Here is an 18,652-nt window from a genome sequence, read left to right as displayed (position 1 = left end):
GTGAAAGCGCCTCCGAAGCAACCAACGCAGTCGGCAGACAAGGAAGGCTCTCGTGAGCGACGTCCGTAACGTGATCATCATCGGCTCCGGGCCCGCGGGTTACACCGCCGCTCTCTACACCGCCCGTGCCTCCTTGGAACCGTTGGTCTTCGAGGGGTCGGTCACCGCCGGCGGCGCCCTGATGAACACCACCGAGGTGGAGAACTACCCCGGCTTCCGTGACGGCATCATGGGCCCTGACCTGATGGACCAGATGCGCGCCCAGGCCGAGCGGTTCGGCGCCGAGCTGATCCCGGACGACGTCAGCGCCGTCGACCTCAGCGGCGACATCAAGACCGTCACCGACTCCGCCGGCACGGTCTACCGCGCCCGTACGGTGATCGTCAGCACCGGTTCCCAGCACCGCAAGCTGGGGCTTCCCAAGGAGGACGAGCTGTCCGGCCGGGGCGTCTCCTACTGCGCCACCTGTGACGGCTTCTTCTTCCGCGAGCAGCACATCGCGGTGATCGGCGGCGGGGACACGGCGATGGAGGAAGCCACCTTCCTCTCCCGTTTCGCCGAGTCGGTGACCGTGGTCCACCGTCGGGACTCCCTGCGGGCCTCCAAGGCGATGCAGGAGCGGGCCTTCGCCGACCCGAAGATCAACTTCGTCTGGGACAGCGAGGTCGCCGAGATCCACGAGAAGGACGGCAAGCTGGGCGGCCTCACCCTGCGGAACACCAAGAACGGTGAGACCTCGCAGCTGTCGGTGACCGGGCTGTTCGTCGCCATCGGCCACGACCCCCGCACCGAGCTGTTCCAGGGCGTGCTCACCTTCGACGAGGAGGGGTACGTCTCCGTGGACTCTCCCTCCACCCGCACCAACGTCCCCGGGGTGTTCGCCGCCGGCGACGTGGTCGACCACACCTACCGGCAGGCGATCACCGCCGCCGGCACCGGATGCGCCGCCGCCCTGGACGCCGAGCGGTACCTCGCCGCCCGTACCGACGGCGACTCCACCCCCGAGCCCGAGAAGTCCGTGGCCGTCTGACCCGGCCCCCCAACTTTCCCCAACTCATCCGCTAGACAAGGAGATTGACCCATGGCCGGTGCCACCGTGACCGCGACCGACAGCGACTTCGACGAGGTCGTGCTCAAGAGCGACAAGCCCGTACTCGTCGACTTCTGGGCGGCCTGGTGCGGCCCCTGCCGTCAGATCGCCCCCTCGCTGGAGGCCATCGCCTCCGAGCACGGGGACAAGCTGACCATCGTCAAGCTCAACATTGACGAGAACCCCGCCATCGCCGCCAAGTACGGCATCATGTCCATCCCCACCATGAACGTCTACCAGGGCGGCGACGTGGTGAAGACCATCGTGGGCGCCAAGCCCAAGGCCGCCCTGGAGAAGGAGCTGGCCGAGTTCATCGGCTGAGCCCCTCCCGCCGAAGACCGGGGCTGAGGTCCCGGTCGAGGTTTCACGTGAAACGGCCCCTCGCGTACGACGGCGAGGGGCCGTTTCCCTGTCCGTCTCCCCGACAGCCCCCGGGAAGCCGTACGAGGCGTCCCGCTCCAGGGAGCCGACCCGGCGGTACCTCCAACTCCGTTGCCCCCACAGTCAGTTGGAGCGACCTACGTGGCCGCCCGGCGGCTACAGGGGCCGTAGCGCGGGCTCCTTCTGCACCACTCCCAGGAGCTTGTCGAGCGCCTGCTCCACGTCCTGCTTCCAGGACAACGTCGTCCGCAGCTCCAGCCTCAGCCGGGGATACCGAGGGTGCGGGCGTACGGTCTTGAAGCCCACCGCCAGCAGATGATCAGCCGGCAGCAGACAACCGGGCCCCTGCCACCGCGCGTCACCGAACGCCTCGATGGCCTTGAATCCCCGTCGCAGTACGTCCTTGGCGACCGTCTGCACCATCACCCGACCGAGACCCTGCCCCTGGAAGCCCGGCACCAGCCGGGCCGTGATCAGTTGCACCGCGTCCGGGGTGACCGGACTGGTGGGGAAAGCCGTCGAGCGGGGCACATAGGCCGAGGGCGCGAACAGCACGAACCCCACCGGCTCCTCGTCCACCAGCACCACGCGCCCACAGGAGCCCCACTCCAGCAGAACCGCCGAGAGCCAGGACTCCTTCTCCAGAGCGGCCTGGCCGGACCGTACCGCCTCCTCGCCGCTGACCGGGTCCATCTCCCAGAACACACAGCTGCGGCAGGGGTCGGGCAGGTCGGCGAGCCGGTCCAAGGTAAGCGAAACAAGCTGACGCCCCATGGATCCAGTATCCACGGGGCGTCTCGCTGATTCGCGGTAACGGGCGGAGCGATACGCGGTGCCAGGCGGCTACGCGCGGCGACCGGCCGAGGGAGGTCTCAGCCGTCGTCGGCGTCCTGCCGCTTCCGCGCCTTCCCACCCTCGTCGACTTCCTCCGCCGAGGCTTCCTCGGTTGCCTGGTCGCCATCCTCCCGCGTGAGCTGGTCGAGCACCGGCCCCTCGCCAGGAGCCAGCTGGCCGAGGATCCGTTCCAGATCATCCACCGAGGCGAACTCCACCACGATCTTGCCCTTCTTCTGCCCCAGGTCGACCTTCACCCTGGTCTCGAAGCGGTCCGACAACCGACCGGCCAGGTGGTCCAACGCGGGAGAGACACGGCGGCCGGCACGAGGCTTGCTGGGGCGGGAGGACTTGCGCCCCTTGCTCCCCATCAGGGTCACGATCTCCTCGACCGCACGTACCGAGAGACCCTCGGCAACGATCCGGTGCGCCAACCGGTCCTGTTCCTCGCCGTCCTCCACCGACAACAGGGCACGAGCGTGCCCCGCCGACAGCACCCCGGCGGCCACCCGGCGCTGCACCGAGGGAGACAGCCGCAGCAACCGGAGGGTGTTGGACACCTGAGGGCGGGACCGTCCGATACGGTCCGCCAACTGGTCGTGGGTGCAGTTGAAGTCCTTCAGCAGCTGGTCGTACGCCGCCGCCTCCTCCAGGGGGTTCAGCTGCGCCCGGTGCAGGTTCTCCAGCAGGGCGTCCAGGAGCAGCTTCTCGTCGTCGGTGGCCCGGATGATCGCGGGGATACGCTCCAGCCCCGCGTCACGGCAGGCGCGCCAACGACGCTCACCCATGATCAACTCGTAGCGGTCAGCGCGGAGTTGGCGTACCACCACCGGCTGGAGCAGTCCGACCTCGCGGATGGAGGTCACCAACTCGGCGAGGGCGTCCTCGTCGAAGACCTCGCGCGGCTGCCGGGGGTTGGGGGTGATGGAGTCCAGGGGAACCTCGGCGAAGTGGGCGCCGATGCTCTCCTCCTCCAGCGACTCGACCTCCGGGGCTGAGGGCTGCTCCGCCACGGTTTCACGTGAAACAGCGCTGTCGGGGAGTTCGGCCACCCGGGCCGCCGCCACACCCCGGTCCGAGGTGAGGAGGGCGGTGCCCTCGGCGCCGGCCTGGTCCTGCTCGCCCTTGGGCGCGGCCGGAATCAGAGCGCCCAGCCCCCGACCCAGCCCCCTACGTCGTTCGCTCACTGCGTCCCCTCCGCCATACCACTGTTGTGCCGTCCGTCCCCGGACGCCGCCGGATCCCGCAACGCGATCTCCCGGGCCGCCTCCAGGTAGGAGAGGGCGCCACTGGAACCCGGATCGTAGGTCAGAACCGTCTGCCCGTAGCTCGGCGCCTCCGAAATCCGCACCGAACGCGGGATGTTGGTGCGCAGCACCTCACTGTGGAAGTGGCCGCGCACCTCCTCGGCAACCTGGGAGGCCAGCCGAGTGCGCCCGTCGTACATGGTGAGGATGATGGTGGACAGGTGCAGCTGTGGGTTCAGATGCCCCTTCACCAGATCCACGTTGCGCAGCAGTTGCCCCAGTCCTTCCAGCGCGTAGTACTCGCACTGGATGGGGATGACCACCTCGTTGCCCGCGACCATGGCATTGACCGTCAGCAGCCCCAGGGAAGGCGGGCAGTCGATCAACACATAGTCCAGCGGCTGCTCGTAGCCCGTGATGGCCCGTTGCAGCCGGCTCTCCCGCGCCACCAGCGACACCAACTCGATCTCCGCACCGGCGAGATCGATGGTGGCTGGAGCGCAGAAGAGTCCCTCCACGTCCGGTACCGGCTGCACCACGTCGGCCAGCGGCCTGCTGTCCACCAACACGTCGTAGATGGAGGGGACTTCGGAGTGGTGGTCGATGCCCAGCGCGGTCGAGGCGTTGCCCTGGGGGTCGAGGTCGACCACCAGCACCCGGGCACCGTGCAGGGCGAGGGAGGCGGCCAGGTTGACCGTGGTGGTGGTCTTCCCCACGCCCCCCTTCTGGTTGGCGACGATCATCACTCGGGTCCGCTCCGGGCGGGGGAGCCGTTCCCCGGAGCGGTTCATCGCCTCCACTGCCTGTTGCGCGGCACGCCCCACCGGGGCGGAACCGTCACCAGGACCCTCGATGACCGGAGTGGCGTCCATGGGAGGTGGCGTTTCACGTGAAACGTCAGCCGGTTCTGAACGGGGGCCGGGGACCGGTTCGGTCATCGGTCCCGCGACGTTGGCGTCGGACCGCACGGGCTCACTCTCCTCGACAGCAGGCTCTCTCTGGGGAGAGCCTGCCATGCTTTTGGGGTTGTGAACCAGCGAGGCCCGCCCAGCTGTGGACAAATCGGTGGTGGAACGAGACTTACGATCACGTGGAGCGGCAGCCCGCCCCCGGCTGATGATTCCCTGGAGCAGTGAACGTCGTTTCACGTGAAACACGATGCAGCGCCCCCGGCCGCTGAGGACGACGACACTCCGCGAGGCACCGACGCGAAGGCTGGTATGGAGTAGGCCCCTTCCCTCGGCTGGGCGCCCAACGGGCACCGCGACACCACCGGTTGCCCACCGCACACCACCGCCTCCCCCACCGACCACCGAACCGGTCCGCCCCGGATACGCCCCCGGCTACGGCCCCCGAACCGCACAAGCACCCACCCTCACCGGGCGGTTGGGGCACTCGCCACCCCCACGGCCACCCACACCGGCCCCGCCCCCCTCGCGCGGAGGCCCAGGGCGAGCGGCACCCACACCCGCCCCGTCACCAGGTCGGTACGGCCGGCCAGGCTCGTACGCACGAGGGGCCGGCCCGACCCGCGAGGACCGTGGACGCGTGGCAGGGGCCGGTAGCCGCTGTGAGCGGCCGACCCCGACCCCAGCCCCTCACAGCGCGGCGCCCCCGCCCCCGTACGGGGAACCCACCACCCGGCCCGCCACGCACCGCACGAGCCGAACGGGCAACCGTCCAGCACGCGTTGAGGGCCGGAGCGCATCGCCCCGGCCCTCAGTCCTCGTCGTCCCCACACTCAACGGTGCCGGGGTCCGCCTCTCCTAGAACGGTTGGACCGCGCGGCCCGGGCCCGCTTCGCGGCGAACCGTACCCCGCCGGGGCTCTCCCCGACCTCGGCCCGCACCACGGTGGACCGCAGCCCGACCGTGTCCTCTCCCACGGACAGCACGGAGGTCTCCACCACACCCAGCTTGTGCAGGGCGGCACGAGCCCCCCGCAGCTCCTCCTCGGCAGTGCTGCCCTTCAGGGCCAGCATCTCCCCGAAGGGGCGAAGCAGCGGCACCCCCCATCCGGCGAGCCGGTCCAGGGGAGCCACCGCCCGGGCGGTGACCACGTGTACCGGGGGAAGGGTGCCCAGCACCTCCTCCGCCCGACCACGGACCACCTCCACGTGGTCCAGGCCCAGCAGCTCAACGACCTCGCGGAGGAAGGTCGTTCGCCGCAGCAGCGGCTCCAGCAGGGTGATCTTCAGATCCGGCCGCACCAGGGCGAGGGGGATACCGGGCAAGCCCGCACCCGAGCCCACATCGCAGAGGGTGACCCCCTCCGGTACCGCTTCCGACAGCACCCCGCAGTTCACCAGGTGCCGCTCCCACAGCCGGGGTACCTCACGCGGGCCGATCAGCCCCCGTCGTACCCCGGCGTCCGCCAACAGCTCCGCATAGCGCACCGCGTCCGGCAGCGCGTCGCCAAACAGTAGACGCGCGGACTCGGGAGGCTCCGAGAGCCGCGGGGCCTCCTCCTGCTCCGGGCCCTCGTCCGTCACGGCAGGACGACCACACAGCGTTGCGGCTCCTCGCCCTCGGACTCGCTCCGCAGCCCCTCAGCGGCGACCGCGTCGTGGACGACCTTGCGCTCGAAGGGGGACATCGGCTTGAGCTTCACCGACTCGCCACTGCTCTTGACCTCTTGGGCCGTCTTGGTGCCCAGCTCGGTCAACTCGGCCCGCTTGCGCGCCCGGAAACCGGCCACGTCCAGCATCAGCCGGCTGCGCTCACCGGTCTCCCGGTGCACCGCCAGCCGCGTCAGCTCCTGGAGGGCCTCCATGACCTCCCCGTCCCGGCCGACCAGTTTCTGCAGGTCACGGGCGGGGCCCTCGCTGATGATGGAGACCGCGGCGCGGTCCCCCTCCACGTCCATGTCGATATCGCCGTCCAGGTCGGCGATGTCCAGCAGCCCCTCGAGGTAGTCGGCCGCGATGTCGCCTTCCTGCTCAAGGCGGGTCACGCGGTCCGCCCCCGAGGTCGGCTCCTCCGCCGAGGGCGCGTGCGCGGTGGTGTCCGTCACGAATCGGCTCCTTACTTACTTCTTCGAGGGGTGCTTGGGTCGCTGCGGGCCGCCGCCCTTGCGCTGCTGTCCGGCCTTCTTCTTCCCGGCCTTGGGGGAGGAGCCGGCGGGCTTGGCACTACTGCCGCTCCCACTGTCCAGGGAGTGTTCGCTGGAGGCCGAGTTCGCCGACTTCGTGGTGGCCGTGGCGTCCTCGTCCCTGCCGTCTTCCGCCTGCGCACCGCCGGTCCTGGGCTGCGCGACGCCGGACTGGCGCTGGGACTTCGACTGGCGCTTGGGCTGCTGGCGCTTGGCCCGCGCGGCGGCGGCGGCCTCCCGGGCCTCCACCTCCTCGGGGTCCTCCTTCAGCTTGCCCTTGGCCCGCAGCTTCTCCTGCCGCTCCTTGAACGCGAGGCTTCCCGGGGTGGGGTTGCGCTTGATCACGTACATCTGCTGGCCCAGCGTCCAGACGTTGGTGGTCAGCCAGTAGACCAGCACACCCACGGGGAAGTTGATGCCGAAGACGGCGAACATGATGGGGAAGACGTACATCAGCATCTTCTGCTGCTGCATGAACGGCGTCTTCACGGTCAGGTCGACGTTCTTCGTCATCAGCTGCCGCTGGGTGAAGAACTGCGAGGCCGACATCATCAGGATCATGGCGACGGTGACGACCCGTACGTCGCTGAGCGTCGCGTTGAGCGCCTCGACCTTGTCGGCGTTGTCCATGAACTTCACGGCGATGGGAGCGCCGAAGATGTGGGCGTTACGCGCGCTGTCCACCAGGTCCTGGCCCAGGACGCCAACCTCGTGGCCCCGGGAGATCTTGGTGAGCACCTGGTAGAGCGCGATGAAGAAGGGCGACTGCGCCAGGATCGGCAGACAGCTGGAGAAGGGGTTGGTCCCCGTCTCCTTGTACAGCTTCATCATCTCTTCGGACTGACGCTGCTTGTCGCTCTTGTAGCGCTCCTGGATGGCCTTCATCTTGGGCTGGAGCGCCTGCATGTTCCGCGTCGACTTGATCTGCTTCACGAACAGCGGGATCAGCGCGATGCGGATCAGGATCACCAGCGAGACGATGGACAGACCCCAGGCCCAACCACTGTCCTTGTCGAAGACAAGGCTGTACAGCGTGTGGAACTGGACGATGATCCAGGAGACAGCGGTATAGAGAGGACCGAGGATCGTGTCCACGAATCAGACTCCTTGGGCGTTGGACTGAGTCCGGTACCGCGACCATCGGTGACGGAGACGCTGGTGCCAGACCGGGTGCTTCCGGGCGGGAACGTGGTCGACGCCGCCGGCCGACCAGGGATTGCAGCGCAGTACGCGCCAGGCGGTCAGCCCCGTGCCCTTCACCGCGCCGTGGCGGTGGATGGCCTCGTACCCGTAGTGCGAACACGAGGGGTAGTACTTGCAGACCGGCCCCAACAAGGGGCTCACGGTGAGCTGGTACAACTTGATCAACCAGAGCAGGGGGTACTTCATGGCGGCGCCCCTCCCAGCAGCCGCTTCAGCGCGCTGTCCAGGTCACGAGCCAGCTGCGCGTACTCCGCCTCACCCGCGCCGGGCAACGCCCGTACGACCACCAGGCTACCGGTGGGCAGGCTCTCCAGCCGATCCCGTATGAGGTGGCGAAGGCGACGCTTGACCCGGTTACGGACCACAGCGCCGCCCACCGCCTTACTCACGACGAAACCCGCACGTGACGGGGAAGCGGTCTTCCCGGTCGCGTGCGGGCCGGCGTTCGCCTCGGCGGAGGCGGCGCGTCGCAGATGGACGACCAGAAGCGGGCGACCCGCTCGACGTCCTCGGCGTACCGCGGTGGCGAAGTCCTCGCGCCGCCTCAGCCGGTGCTCGGAAGGCAGCACGTCGTGGACCTGCGGTCAGCTGCCTCAGGCCGACAGACGGGCGCGGCCCTTGCCGCGGCGGTTGGTGATGATCGCGCGGCCGGCACGGGTCCGCATCCGCAGCCGGAAGCCGTGGGTCTTGGCACGACGACGGTTGTTCGGCTGGAAGGTGCGCTTGCTCACTCGGGGGCTCCAGGAATGCTTGGTCTCACGAGGAGACGAGATGTGGGAGTCGAATGGCTGTCACCGTGTGCCCACGACCAGTGTGCGACTCCCTCGCGGGAACCACCCATCACCGTGAACAGCCGTGAACCACAGATCTGACCCGAAAACCTCACGGGGGACCTGTGGGACCTGACCTTCGCGATCTTGACCCTTCGCCAGGCAGGCGGCAGCAGCCATCGACAACTCGACCTGATTACGGTACGCGCGGCTCAGGTCGGCGGTCAAACCAGCCTCCCCTCCGTGGGCTGGCCGTACACAGCCTGTGGACAACAACTTGAACGCGTACGTCTGCCTTACTACCGTGACTGAACTTCCCAAGCCCGACGACCACCCCCAGAACACCCACTGTCGCGCCGGGCCCGATCCCACGAGACCACCCCACCCCGCGAGTTGAGAGAAGCGTGCCCGTGGTTGACCTACCTGCCGACCTCGCTGCGGTGTGGCCCCGGGTACTGGAACAACTCCTTTCCGAGGAACAGGGTGTGGAGGCCAAGGACCGGCGGTGGCTCCAGGACTGCCAGCCGCTGGTACTGGTGTCCGGCACCGCACTCCTCGGGGTACCCAACGAATACGCCAAGGGCGTACTCGAAGGACGACTGGCCCCCAAGATCGGCGAGGCCCTCAGCCGCGAGTGCGGCCAGCCCATCCGGCTCGCCGTCACGGTGACCGGCCCGGTGGCCCCGCCGCCCGAGTCCGGCGCCCAGCCCCCGCCGGCCGCCGACACCGCCGAGGCACCCCCCGGCAACCCCGGCGGGTACGGCCCGGCCGAACTGCCCGCGCCCCGCCCCGCCTACCGCGACTACCCGGCCGGCCCCGGATACGAGGGCCACCCCGCCCACCACCCCCACGGCGGCTGGGACGACCCGTACGCCCAGCCCCCGCACACCGGGCCGCCACCGCAGCAGGGCGCCCTCCGCCCCTACGACCAGGGCCACGGCCACGGCAACCGCGAGTACGGCGACACGTACGGCGACAGTTACAGCGACAACTACGGCGACAACCGGGGCGGCCAGACCCACACCGGGGAACGCCCGGACTACCGGGGCCACCACCCGCCCCCGCACCGCGCCTCGGTGCCCGAACCCCGCTACGAGGACCAGCGGTACGAGCAGCGGTCCGGCTACGACGCCCGCCCCGGCTACGACCAGCGGCCCGGGTATGACGGCCCGCACGGCTACGACGGCCGGCCCGAGGGCGGCTACCCCCCGCCCCCCGCCCGGTTCGACGCCCCGGCCCAACTCCCGGCGCCCAGTGGGGCACCCGGCCCCCTCGCCGCCCAGCCGGCCCCCGCCACCGGGCCGGGCGAGCCCACGGCACGGCTCAACCCCAAGTACCTGTTCGACACCTTCGTGATCGGCGCCTCCAACCGCTTCGCCCACGCGGCGGCCGTGGCGGTGGCCGAGGCGCCGGCCAAGGCGTACAACCCCCTGTTCATCTACGGGGAGTCCGGGCTCGGCAAGACCCACCTGCTGCACGCGATCGGCCACTACGCCCGCAGCCTCTACCCGGGCACCCGGGTGCGCTACGTGAGCTCCGAGGAGTTCACCAACGAGTTCATCAACTCCATCCGCGACGGCAAGGCGGACGCCTTCCGCAAGCGCTACCGCGACATGGACATCCTGCTGGTGGACGACGTGCAGTTCCTGGCCAGCAAGGAGTCCACCCAGGAGGAGTTCTTCCACACCTTCAACACCCTGCACAACGCCAACAAGCAGATCGTGCTCTCCAGCGACCGGCCGCCCAAGCAACTGGTCACCCTGGAGGACCGGTTGCGCAACCGGTTCGAGTGGGGACTGATCACCGACGTCCAGCCGCCCGAGCTGGAGACCCGGATCGCGATCCTGCGGAAGAAGGCGGTGCAGGAACAGCTCAACGCCCCGCCCGAGGTCCTGGAGTTCATCGCCTCCCGCATCTCCCGCAACATCCGGGAGCTGGAGGGCGCGCTGATCCGGGTCACCGCCTTCGCCAGCCTCAACCGGCAGCCGGTGGACCTGGGCGTGACCGAGATCGTGCTGAAGGACCTGATCCCCGGCGGCGAGGACGCGGCACCGGAGATCACCGCGACCGCGATCATGACCGCCACCGCCGAGTACTTCGGCCTCACCCGGGAGGACCTGTGCGGCTCCTCCCGCAGCCGGGTGCTGGTGACGGCTCGTCAGATCGCCATGTACCTCTGCCGGGAGCTGACCGACCTGTCGCTGCCCAAGATCGGCGCCCAGTTCGGTGGCCGTGACCACACCACGGTGATGCACGCCGACCGGAAGATCCGCGCCCTGATGGCCGAGCGGCGCTCCATCTACAACCAGGTCACCGAACTCACCAACCGCATCAAGAACGGCTGAGCGCACGCCCGTTGGCCTCCCGGGCCGCCTCCCCGTCTCCCTCTCAGCCCTCCCGTCACCGTCGCCCCAAGGCCCCGGGGGCACCGCTCTTTCCCCGGGTAGCCGCGTTATCCCCAACTCCTGTGGATAACGCGGCAGTTGGCGTCCCCACCAGCGGTCGCCGAGCCTCCCTCGCCCCCGCCTGCCGCCCCTGACGGCGCCCCCACCACGGCCGTACGGGCTCCTCGGGGCGCTTCCCCGTACCGCGACCACCCGACGGATCACGGCGCCCGTCCCGGGCCCCGGTCGCGTTCGCCGACGTTCACCGACGTCCGCCCACCCAGGCTCACCAGACGAGCTCCTGGGGCGCCCACAGGCCGCTCACCAGGCCGTACGGGCTCTCTCCCCACTGCCGCGCCGTGGTCGGGCGGGCGGCCAGAGGCCGGTTCGCCGGACGGTCGGGGGCGCCAGGACGGGCCGTACGAACCGCGAACGCTCTCCCTCGCGGGCTCCTGACGCCTCTGGAACGGGTCCAACTGCCTTGCGCGGAGGGCCGAATGGATCGCGAGCGACGCCTTTACCCCGCTGCCGCGCGACCCATGCTGTTCGATTTCCCCGGGGCCAGGGGCAGTTGTCCACAGACCGCCCGGTAACTTCTTCTCCACACCCTGGGGAACGGGAAGTTATCCAGATTTCCTCCACAGGCGGGCCGGCCGATGATCACTTCCCTCAGGTCAGAGGCCTGTGGACTTGTGGTCAACGACTGTCCACAGACTGTGGACCGCAGTTGGAGGGTGCATACAACGATCGGGTTGTCCACCGGCCGCCCACAGGCTGGGGGCACTTATGCACACCTCTTCCACAGAGTTGTCCACTGTTCGGCAACGTCATGAGCCCGTACGCCGCTTCGAGTGAAAGGCGTCACACGAAGTTGCCGGATTGAGCGGTGGAGAACTGGGGAAAAGCTGTGGGCGGCACTGGGGACAACCCCTGTCGGCCTGTGTACGGGATGTGGACGGCCGCGACTCCTCCACAGGGACCCCTTGTTCGTCCACCGGTCCACCCACAGGCCATGTGGACAAAATCTGCGCTCTGACCTGCGCGAACCACGTTATCCACGGTATCCACAAGCCCTACTACTACGACCAGAGAGATAGAGGGCTGGATTCGCTTCGAAGTGGGTGCTGTGCACAACTCGTGGATCAGGCCCTCAGCCCGATTTGACCCAGCGACTCTCCAGCTGTCAGTGAGGTGCGTCAGACTGGTGCCCGGCATCAGGCCGACGAACACCCAGCAGGGCGAGCAGCCAGCGACAGCAGGAGGCGGTAGTGAAGATCCGCGTGGAGCGCGACGTACTCGCGGAGGCGGTGGCGTGGACGGCGAAGAGCCTGCCCGCCCGTCCGCCGATGCCGGTCCTCGCCGGAGTGCTGTTGAAGGCCGAGGACGGCAGCCTGAGCCTGTCCAGCTTCGACTACGAGGTCTCGGCCCGCGTCTCGGTGGAAGCCGAGATGGAGGAGGAGGGCACCGTCCTGGTGTCCGGCCGGCTGCTCGCCGACATCTGCCGCAACCTCCCCAACCGGCCGGTGGAGATCTCCACGGACGGGGTCAAGGCCCAAGTGGTCTGCGGATCCTCCCGGTTCACCCTCCACACCCTGCCCGTCGAGGAGTACCCGGCCCTCCCCCAGATGCCCAGCGCCACCGGCACGGTGCCCGGTGAGGTGTTCGCCTCCGCCGTCCAGCAGGTGGCCATCGCCGCCGGACGGGACGACACCCTGCCGGTGCTCACCGGTGTGCGGATCGAGATCGAGGGCGACACCGTCACCCTGGCCTCCACCGACCGCTACCGCTTCGCGGTCCGCGAGTTCCTGTGGAAGCCGGAGACGCCGGACGCCTCGGCCGTCGCCCTGGTGCCCGCCAAGACCCTGCTGGACACCGCCAAGTCCCTCAGCGGCGGCGACCAGGTCACCCTGGCGCTGTCCAGCTCCGGCCCCGGTGAGGGCCTGATCGGCTTCGAGGGCGCCGGCCGCCGTACGACCACCCGGCTGCTGGAGGGCGACCTGCCCAAGTACCGCACGCTGTTCCCCACCGAGTTCAACTCGGTGGCCGTGATCGAGACCGCCCCCTTCGTGGAGGCCGTCAAGCGTGTGGCCCTGGTCGCCGAGCGCAACACCCCGGTCCGGCTGAGCTTCGAGCAGGGGGTGCTCACCCTGGAGGCGGGCTCCAGCGACGACGCGCAGGCCGTGGAGCGGGTGGACGCCGACCTGGAGGGCGAGGACATCTCGATCGCCTTCAACCCCGGCTTCCTGCTGGAGGGGCTCAGCGCCATCGACTCCCCGGTGGCCCAGCTGTCGTTCACCACCTCCACCAAGCCGGCGTTGCTGGGTGGCCGTCCGGGCAAGGACGCCGAGGTCGACGAGGCGTACAAGTACCTGATCATGCCCGTCCGCCTGTCCGGCTGACCCGACGAGCCGAACCCTCCCCAGCCTGTGGAGGGCCGCCGCACCCCGTCCACAGGGCCCCGCCCCGGTGGGCGCGGACCGAGTGGGGCCGCTGGTCAGGCCCCGGATGAGCGCCCGGGCCCACAACCGTGCGGGACCCGTGGGGCGTAGGCTCGGCCGGGCGGCCGGACCAGCCCGCCGGCCCGACTCGTGGGCTGGTGGACGGCCGCGTACGGACGTGGAACCACGGGAGAAAGGCCCACAGATGGAGCTCGGTCTTATCGGTCTCGGCCGGATGGGCGGCAACATGCGCGAGCGCATCCGCCGCGGAGGCCACACCGTCATCGGATACGACCGGGACGAGAAGGTCTCCGACGTCCACAGCCTGTCGGAGCTGGTGGACCGCCTGGCCGCCCCCCGGGTGGTGTGGGTGATGGTCCCGGCCGGCGAGGCGACCCAGTCGACCGTGGACGAGCTGGCGGAGCTGCTGTCCGAGGGCGACGTGGTGGTGGACGGCGGCAACTCCCGCTGGACCGACGACAAACGGCACGCCGAACAGCTCGCCCAGCGAGGCGTCGGCTTCGTCGACTGCGGGGTCTCCGGCGGTGTCTGGGGCCTGGAGAACGGCTACGCGCTGATGTACGGCGGCGACGCCCAGCACGTGGACCGGGTCCGGCCGATCTTCGAGGCGCTCAAGCCCGAGGGCGAGTACGGCTCGGTGCACGCCGGCAAGGTCGGCGCCGGGCACTTCGCCAAGATGGTCCACAACGGCATCGAGTACGCCATGATGCAGTCCTTCGCCGAGGGCTGGGAGCTGCTGGAGGCGGCCGACGAGGTCACCGACGTACGCGAGGTGTTCCGCTCCTGGCAGGAGGGCACGGTGATCCGCTCCTGGCTGCTGGACCTGGCCGTCAACGCCCTGGACGACGACGAGCACCTCAACGAACTGCGGGGATACGCCGCCGACTCGGGCGAGGGCCGCTGGACGGTGGAGGCGGCGATCGACCACGCCGTACCCCTGCCGGCCATCACCGCCTCCCTGTTCGCCCGCTTCTCCTCGCGCCAGGAGGACTCCCCGCAGATGAAGATGATCGCCGCGTTGCGCAACCAGTTCGGTGGCCACGCGGTGGAGCGGTCCAAGTAGCCCACGGTAGGGGGAGGTTGGTGGCGCACAGCCGGTCGTCATGCACGTAGCTCATCTGTCGTTGGCGGACTTCCGCTCCTACCAGCGGGTGGAGGTGCCGCTGCGCCCCGGGGTCTCGGTGTTCGTCGGCCCCAACGGCCAGGGCAAGACCAACCTGGTGGAGGCCGTCGGCTATCTGGCCACCCTCGGCAGCCACCGGGTCTCCTCGGACGCCCCCCTGGTGCGGATGGGCGCCGACCGCGCGGTGATCCGCGCGGCGGTGCGCTCCGGCGAACGGGAACAGCTGGTGGAGCTGGAGGTGAACCCGGGGCGGGCCAACCGCGCCCGGATCAACCGCTCCGCCCAGTCCCGCCCCCGCGACGTGCTCGGACTGGTGCGCAGCGTGCTGTTCGCCCCCGAGGACCTGGCGCTGATCAAGGGCGACCCGGCCGAACGCCGGCGCTTCCTGGACGAGTTGGTGGTCTCCCGCGCCCCCCGGGTCGCGGCGGTGCGCCAGGACTACGACCGGGTGCTCAAACAGCGCGGCTCCCTGCTGCGCACGGCGGCCATGGCCAGGCGGCACGGCGGTCGCTCGGTGGACCTGTCCACCCTGGACGTGTGGGACGAGCACCTGGCCCGAGCCGGCGCCGAGTTGTGGGCCTGCCGACTGGAACTGGTGTCCGCGCTGCGCCCCCTGGTGGAGAAGGCGTACGGGGAGCTGGCCCCCGGTGGTGGGCCGGTCGGCCTGGAGTACCGCTCCTCGGTGGCCGGCGAGGGCGGCGAGGGCGCCGAGAGTCACGCCCCGGCCGGACCGGGGCGTGAGGACCTGGTCCGGGCGCTGCTGGCGGGGCTGGCCGAGGCACGGCCCCGCGAGGTGGAACGCGGGGTGACCCTGGTGGGCCCGCACCGTGACGAGCTGCTGGTGTCGCTGGGCGGGATGCCGGCCAAGGGGTACGCCAGCCACGGGGAGTCCTGGTCCTGCGCCCTGGCCCTGCGGCTGGCCTCGTACGACCTGCTGAGGTCCGAGGGGGGCGGGGCCGGGGGCGAGCCGGTACTCGTACTGGACGACGTCTTCGCCGAGTTGGACGCGGCGCGCAGGGACCGGCTGGCCCGCCTGGTGGCCGAGGGCGAGCAGGTGCTGGTCACGGCGGCGGTGGCCGAGGACGTGCCCGCACTGTTGTCCGGTGACCGTTTCTCGGTGGCCGACGGGGAGGTGACCCCGACGTGAGCGAGGACGAGGCGAAGCCCCCGAGCGCGGCGGAGCCGGCCGGATCGGGTACGCCGGACGCCCCCGATCCGGCCCCGACGGCCCCGTCGTCTCCGCCCTCCGGCGCCGACCTGGCGCGGGTGGCCCTGCGGGCGGCGAAGGAGCAGGCGCGGCAACGTGGAGCCGAACGGCAACAGCGCCGCGAGGCCCGACGGGGCACCCTGCGTTCGGGCGCGCGCCGGGACGGCCGGGACCCGCTGCCCCTGGGCGCCGCCGTCAACGGGCTGATCACCGAACGCGGTTGGGAGACCCCGGCGGCGGTCGGAGGCGTGATGGGGCGGTGGCCCCAGATGGTCGGACCACAGGTGGCGCAGCACTGCGAGCCGGAGCGGTTCGACGAGGAGGAGCGGAGCCTGCTGGTGCGGTGCGACTCCACGGCCTGGGCGACCCAGCTGAGGCTGTTGGCCCCGCGCCTGGTGGCCCGGCTCAACGAGGACCTGGGGCAGGGCACCGTACGGATGATCAAGGTGCGGGGGCCCCGGGGGCCGGAGCAGCGTTTCGGCCCGTTGCGGGCGCCCGGGAGCCGGGGCCCGGGGGACACCTACGGATGAGTCGGGGCGGTTGCGCAGGGTGGACGCGTCAAAGCGCTGTGCGCCGTTGTGAAGCTCCTGTATCCCCGTCCCACATATGGGGATGCGCCGGCGTGGGACTTTGGGCGGCACATGCGAACTCAGGTACCCGCAAACGCCCCCTCTGGTCGGACCTACCGGTAGACTGACCGCACCCGCGCTTCGTTGCGGAACTTGTCGAACGACGCAGCCGTTCCCCCTCACCCGGGGGTCGGCATGTGCTGTGCCAGAAAGGGCGCTTCGTGGCCGATTCCGGCAACCCCCACGCAAACAGTCCGTCCGAGACCGATCTCGCCGTCCCCGTGCCGGGGCCGGGGGAGCCGTCGTACGACGCGAGTGCCATCACCGTCCTGGAGGGACTGGACGCGGTCCGTAAGCGACCGGGTATGTACATCGGGTCCACCGGTGAACGTGGCCTTCATCACCTCGTGTACGAGGTCGTCGACAACTCCGTCGACGAGGCCCTGGCCGGTCACGCGGACACCATCGAGGTGACCCTGCTGGAGGACGGCGGGGTGCGGGTGGTGGACAACGGCCGTGGCATCCCGGTCGGCATCGTGTCCTCGGAGGGCAAGCCGGCCGTCGAGGTGGTGCTCACGGTGCTGCACGCCGGCGGCAAGTTCGGCGGCGGCGGGTACGCGGTCTCCGGCGGTCTGCACGGTGTGGGTGTGTCGGTGGTCAACGCCCTGTCCCAGAAGCTGTCGGTGGACGTCAGGACCGACGGCTACCGCTGGACCCAGGACTACAAACTGGGCGTCCCCACCGCCCCGTTGGCGAAGAACGAGGCCACCGAGGAGACCGGCACCACGGTCACCTTCTGGGCCGACGGCGACATCTTCGAGACCACGGACTACTCCTTCGAGACCCTGGCCCGGCGTTTCCAGGAGATGGCGTTCCTCAACCGGGGCCTGACCATCTCCCTGCGTGACGAGCGCGCCGAGCACGTGGACGAGGAGGGCAACCAGAACGCCGTCCGGTACCACTACGAGGGCGGTATCTCCGATTTCGTGCGCTACCTCAACTCCCGCAAGGGCGAGCTGGTCCACCCCACGGTCATCGACGTGCAGGCGGAGGACCCCGAGCGGCTGCTGTCGGTCGAGGTCGCGATGCAGTGGAACAACCAGTACAGCGAGGGCGTGTACTCCTTCGCCAACACCATCCACACCCACGAGGGCGGCACCCACGAGGAGGGGTTCCGGGCCGCGCTGACCGGACTGGTGAATCGGTACGCCAGGGACAAGCGGCTGCTGCGGGAGAAGGACGACAACCTCACCGGCGAGGACATCCGGGAGGGGCTGACGGCCATCATCTCGGTCAAGCTGGGCGAGCCGCAGTTCGAGGGCCAGACCAAGACCAAGCTGGGCAACACCGAGGCCAAGACCTTCGTGCAGAAGGTCGTCCACGAGCACCTCACCGACTGGCTGGACCGCAACCCCAACGAGGCCGCGGACATCATCCGCAAGGGCATCCAGGCGGCCACCGCCCGGGTGGCCGCGCGTAAGGCGCGTGACCTGACCCGGCGCAAGGGCCTGCTGGAGACCGCCTCGCTGCCGGGCAAGCTGAGCGACTGCCAGTCCAACGACCCGGTCAAGTGCGAGATCTTCATCGTGGAGGGCGACTCGGCCGGCGGCTCCGCCAAGTCCGGCCGTAACCCGCAGTACCAGGCGATCCTCCCGATCCGGGGCAAGATCCTCAACGTGGAGAAGGCCCGTATCGACAAGGTCCTCCAGAACCAGGAGGTGCAGGCGCTGATCTCCGCGTTCGGCACCGGCATCCACGAGGACTTCGACATCTCCAAGCTCCGCTACCACAAGATCATCTTGATGGCGGACGCTGACGTGGACGGCCAGCACATCAACACCCTGCTGCTGACGCTGCTGTTCCGCTTCATGCGCCCCCTGGTGGAGGCCGGCCACGTGTTCCTCTCCCAGCCCCCGCTGTACAAGATCAAGTGGGGTCGGGAGGAGCACCAGTACGCCTACTCCGACCGCGAGCGCGACAGCCTGATCCGGCTCGGCCGGGAACAGGGCAAGCGCATCAGGGACGACTCCATCCAGCGCTTCAAGGGCCTCGGCGAGATGAACGCCGAGGAACTCCGCATCACCACCATGGACAGCGACCACCGGGTGCTGCGTCAGGTGACCCTGGACGACGCCGCCGCGGCCGACGACCTGTTCTCGATCCTGATGGGCGAGGACGTCGAGGCCCGCCGCTCCTTCATCCAGCGCAACGCCAAGGACGTCCGCTTCCTCGACATCTGAACGACACGTCGGCCCCACCGACCGCGCCGTACACACAAAAAGGACCTGACCAGCG

General features: G+C 69.7%; 17 protein-coding genes. 8 read left to right on the top strand and 9 right to left on the bottom strand.

Annotation, left to right across the window (positions count from 1 at the left end; genetic code table 11):
- Positions 1-52: 52 nt before the first annotated feature.
- Together trxB and trxA are read left to right on the top strand one after the other, a co-directional pair.
- Positions 53-1,030, top strand: a complete 978-nt coding sequence (trxB, locus tag ABZT14_RS11300) for a thioredoxin-disulfide reductase (RefSeq protein ID WP_356299660.1) — start codon at positions 53-55, stop codon at positions 1,028-1,030.
- Positions 1,031-1,081: 51 nt separating this feature from the next.
- On the top strand, positions 1,082-1,411 hold the full coding sequence (trxA, locus tag ABZT14_RS11295; protein ID WP_356299657.1) for a thioredoxin: 330 nt from the start codon (positions 1,082-1,084) through the stop codon (positions 1,409-1,411).
- A 216-nt stretch (positions 1,412-1,627) separates the two neighbouring features.
- On the opposite strand, the gene ABZT14_RS11290 is transcribed toward trxA, so the two are convergent.
- From ABZT14_RS11290 to rpmH, 9 genes are all read right to left on the bottom strand, one after another.
- Positions 1,628-2,245 (bottom strand): GNAT family N-acetyltransferase, encoded by a 618-nt coding sequence (locus ABZT14_RS11290; RefSeq protein WP_356299655.1) that lies wholly within the window; start codon positions 2,243-2,245, stop codon positions 1,628-1,630.
- Between the two features lie 98 nt (positions 2,246-2,343).
- Positions 2,344-3,492 (bottom strand): ParB/RepB/Spo0J family partition protein, encoded by a 1,149-nt coding sequence (locus tag ABZT14_RS11285; RefSeq protein WP_356299653.1) that lies wholly within the window; start codon positions 3,490-3,492, stop codon positions 2,344-2,346.
- On the bottom strand, positions 3,489-4,568 hold the full coding sequence (locus tag ABZT14_RS11280; protein WP_356299652.1) for an AAA family ATPase: 1,080 nt from the start codon (positions 4,566-4,568) through the stop codon (positions 3,489-3,491). The genes ABZT14_RS11285 and ABZT14_RS11280 overlap by 4 nt, the downstream gene beginning before the upstream one ends.
- A 725-nt stretch (positions 4,569-5,293) precedes the next feature.
- Complete coding sequence (gene rsmG, locus ABZT14_RS11275) at positions 5,294-6,043, bottom strand: 16S rRNA (guanine(527)-N(7))-methyltransferase RsmG (RefSeq protein WP_356299650.1); 750 nt, start codon at positions 6,041-6,043, stop codon at positions 5,294-5,296.
- Positions 6,040-6,564 (bottom strand): R3H domain-containing nucleic acid-binding protein, encoded by a 525-nt coding sequence (locus tag ABZT14_RS11270; RefSeq protein ID WP_356299648.1) that lies wholly within the window; start codon positions 6,562-6,564, stop codon positions 6,040-6,042. The genes rsmG and ABZT14_RS11270 overlap by 4 nt, the downstream gene beginning before the upstream one ends.
- Positions 6,565-6,579: 15 nt before the next feature.
- The gene (gene yidC / locus ABZT14_RS11265) at positions 6,580-7,737 is read right to left on the bottom strand and encodes a membrane protein insertase YidC (RefSeq protein ID WP_356299646.1); all 1,158 of its coding nucleotides are present in this window, start codon (positions 7,735-7,737) and stop codon (positions 6,580-6,582) included.
- Between the two features lie 3 nt (positions 7,738-7,740).
- Positions 7,741-8,031 carry a membrane protein insertion efficiency factor YidD gene (gene yidD, locus ABZT14_RS11260; protein ID WP_356299644.1) on the bottom strand — a complete coding sequence of 97 codons (291 nt, stop codon included), beginning with the start codon at positions 8,029-8,031 and terminating at the stop codon, positions 7,741-7,743.
- The gene (rnpA, locus tag ABZT14_RS11255; protein WP_356299642.1) at positions 8,028-8,414 is read right to left on the bottom strand and encodes a ribonuclease P protein component; all 387 of its coding nucleotides are present in this window, start codon (positions 8,412-8,414) and stop codon (positions 8,028-8,030) included. Before rnpA ends, yidD begins: the two co-directional genes overlap by 4 nt.
- Positions 8,415-8,438: 24 nt before the next feature.
- On the bottom strand, positions 8,439-8,576 hold the full coding sequence (rpmH, locus tag ABZT14_RS11250; protein ID WP_233872002.1) for a 50S ribosomal protein L34: 138 nt from the start codon (positions 8,574-8,576) through the stop codon (positions 8,439-8,441).
- 449 nt (positions 8,577-9,025) lie between these two features.
- On the opposite strand from rpmH, the gene dnaA reads away from it, so the two are divergent.
- The 6 genes from dnaA (at position 9,026) to gyrB (ending at position 18,597) form a co-directional block, all read left to right on the top strand.
- Positions 9,026-10,960, top strand: a complete 1,935-nt coding sequence (dnaA, locus tag ABZT14_RS11245) for a chromosomal replication initiator protein DnaA (RefSeq protein ID WP_356299640.1) — start codon at positions 9,026-9,028, stop codon at positions 10,958-10,960.
- Between the two features lie 1,307 nt (positions 10,961-12,267).
- Positions 12,268-13,398: a DNA polymerase III subunit beta gene (gene dnaN, locus ABZT14_RS11240; RefSeq protein ID WP_356299638.1), complete on the top strand. Its 1,131-nt coding sequence runs from the start codon at positions 12,268-12,270 to the stop codon at positions 13,396-13,398.
- 244 nt (positions 13,399-13,642) lie between these two features.
- Entirely contained in the window at positions 13,643-14,521 is an 879-nt protein-coding gene (gene gnd, locus ABZT14_RS11235) for a phosphogluconate dehydrogenase (NAD(+)-dependent, decarboxylating) (RefSeq protein ID WP_356299636.1), read from the top strand.
- Positions 14,522-14,561: 40 nt separating this feature from the next.
- A complete protein-coding gene (gene recF / locus ABZT14_RS11230) occupies positions 14,562-15,728 on the top strand; it encodes a DNA replication/repair protein RecF (RefSeq protein WP_356299634.1) in 1,167 nt (388 codons plus the stop codon).
- Positions 15,729-15,838: 110 nt separating this feature from the next.
- Positions 15,839-16,318, top strand: a complete 480-nt coding sequence (locus tag ABZT14_RS11225) for a DciA family protein (protein WP_356300168.1) — start codon at positions 15,839-15,841, stop codon at positions 16,316-16,318.
- 236 nt (positions 16,319-16,554) lie between these two features.
- Complete coding sequence (gene gyrB / locus ABZT14_RS11220) at positions 16,555-18,597, top strand: DNA topoisomerase (ATP-hydrolyzing) subunit B (protein ID WP_356299632.1); 2,043 nt, start codon at positions 16,555-16,557, stop codon at positions 18,595-18,597.
- Positions 18,598-18,652 lie beyond the last annotated feature (55 nt).

The organism is Streptomyces sp. NPDC005438, from assembly GCF_040606315.1.
Lineage (GTDB): Bacteria > Actinomycetota > Actinomycetes > Streptomycetales > Streptomycetaceae > Streptomyces.
The sequence above is the reverse complement of the archived record's forward strand: the minus strand, read 5'-3'. Positions and strand labels throughout refer to the sequence as shown.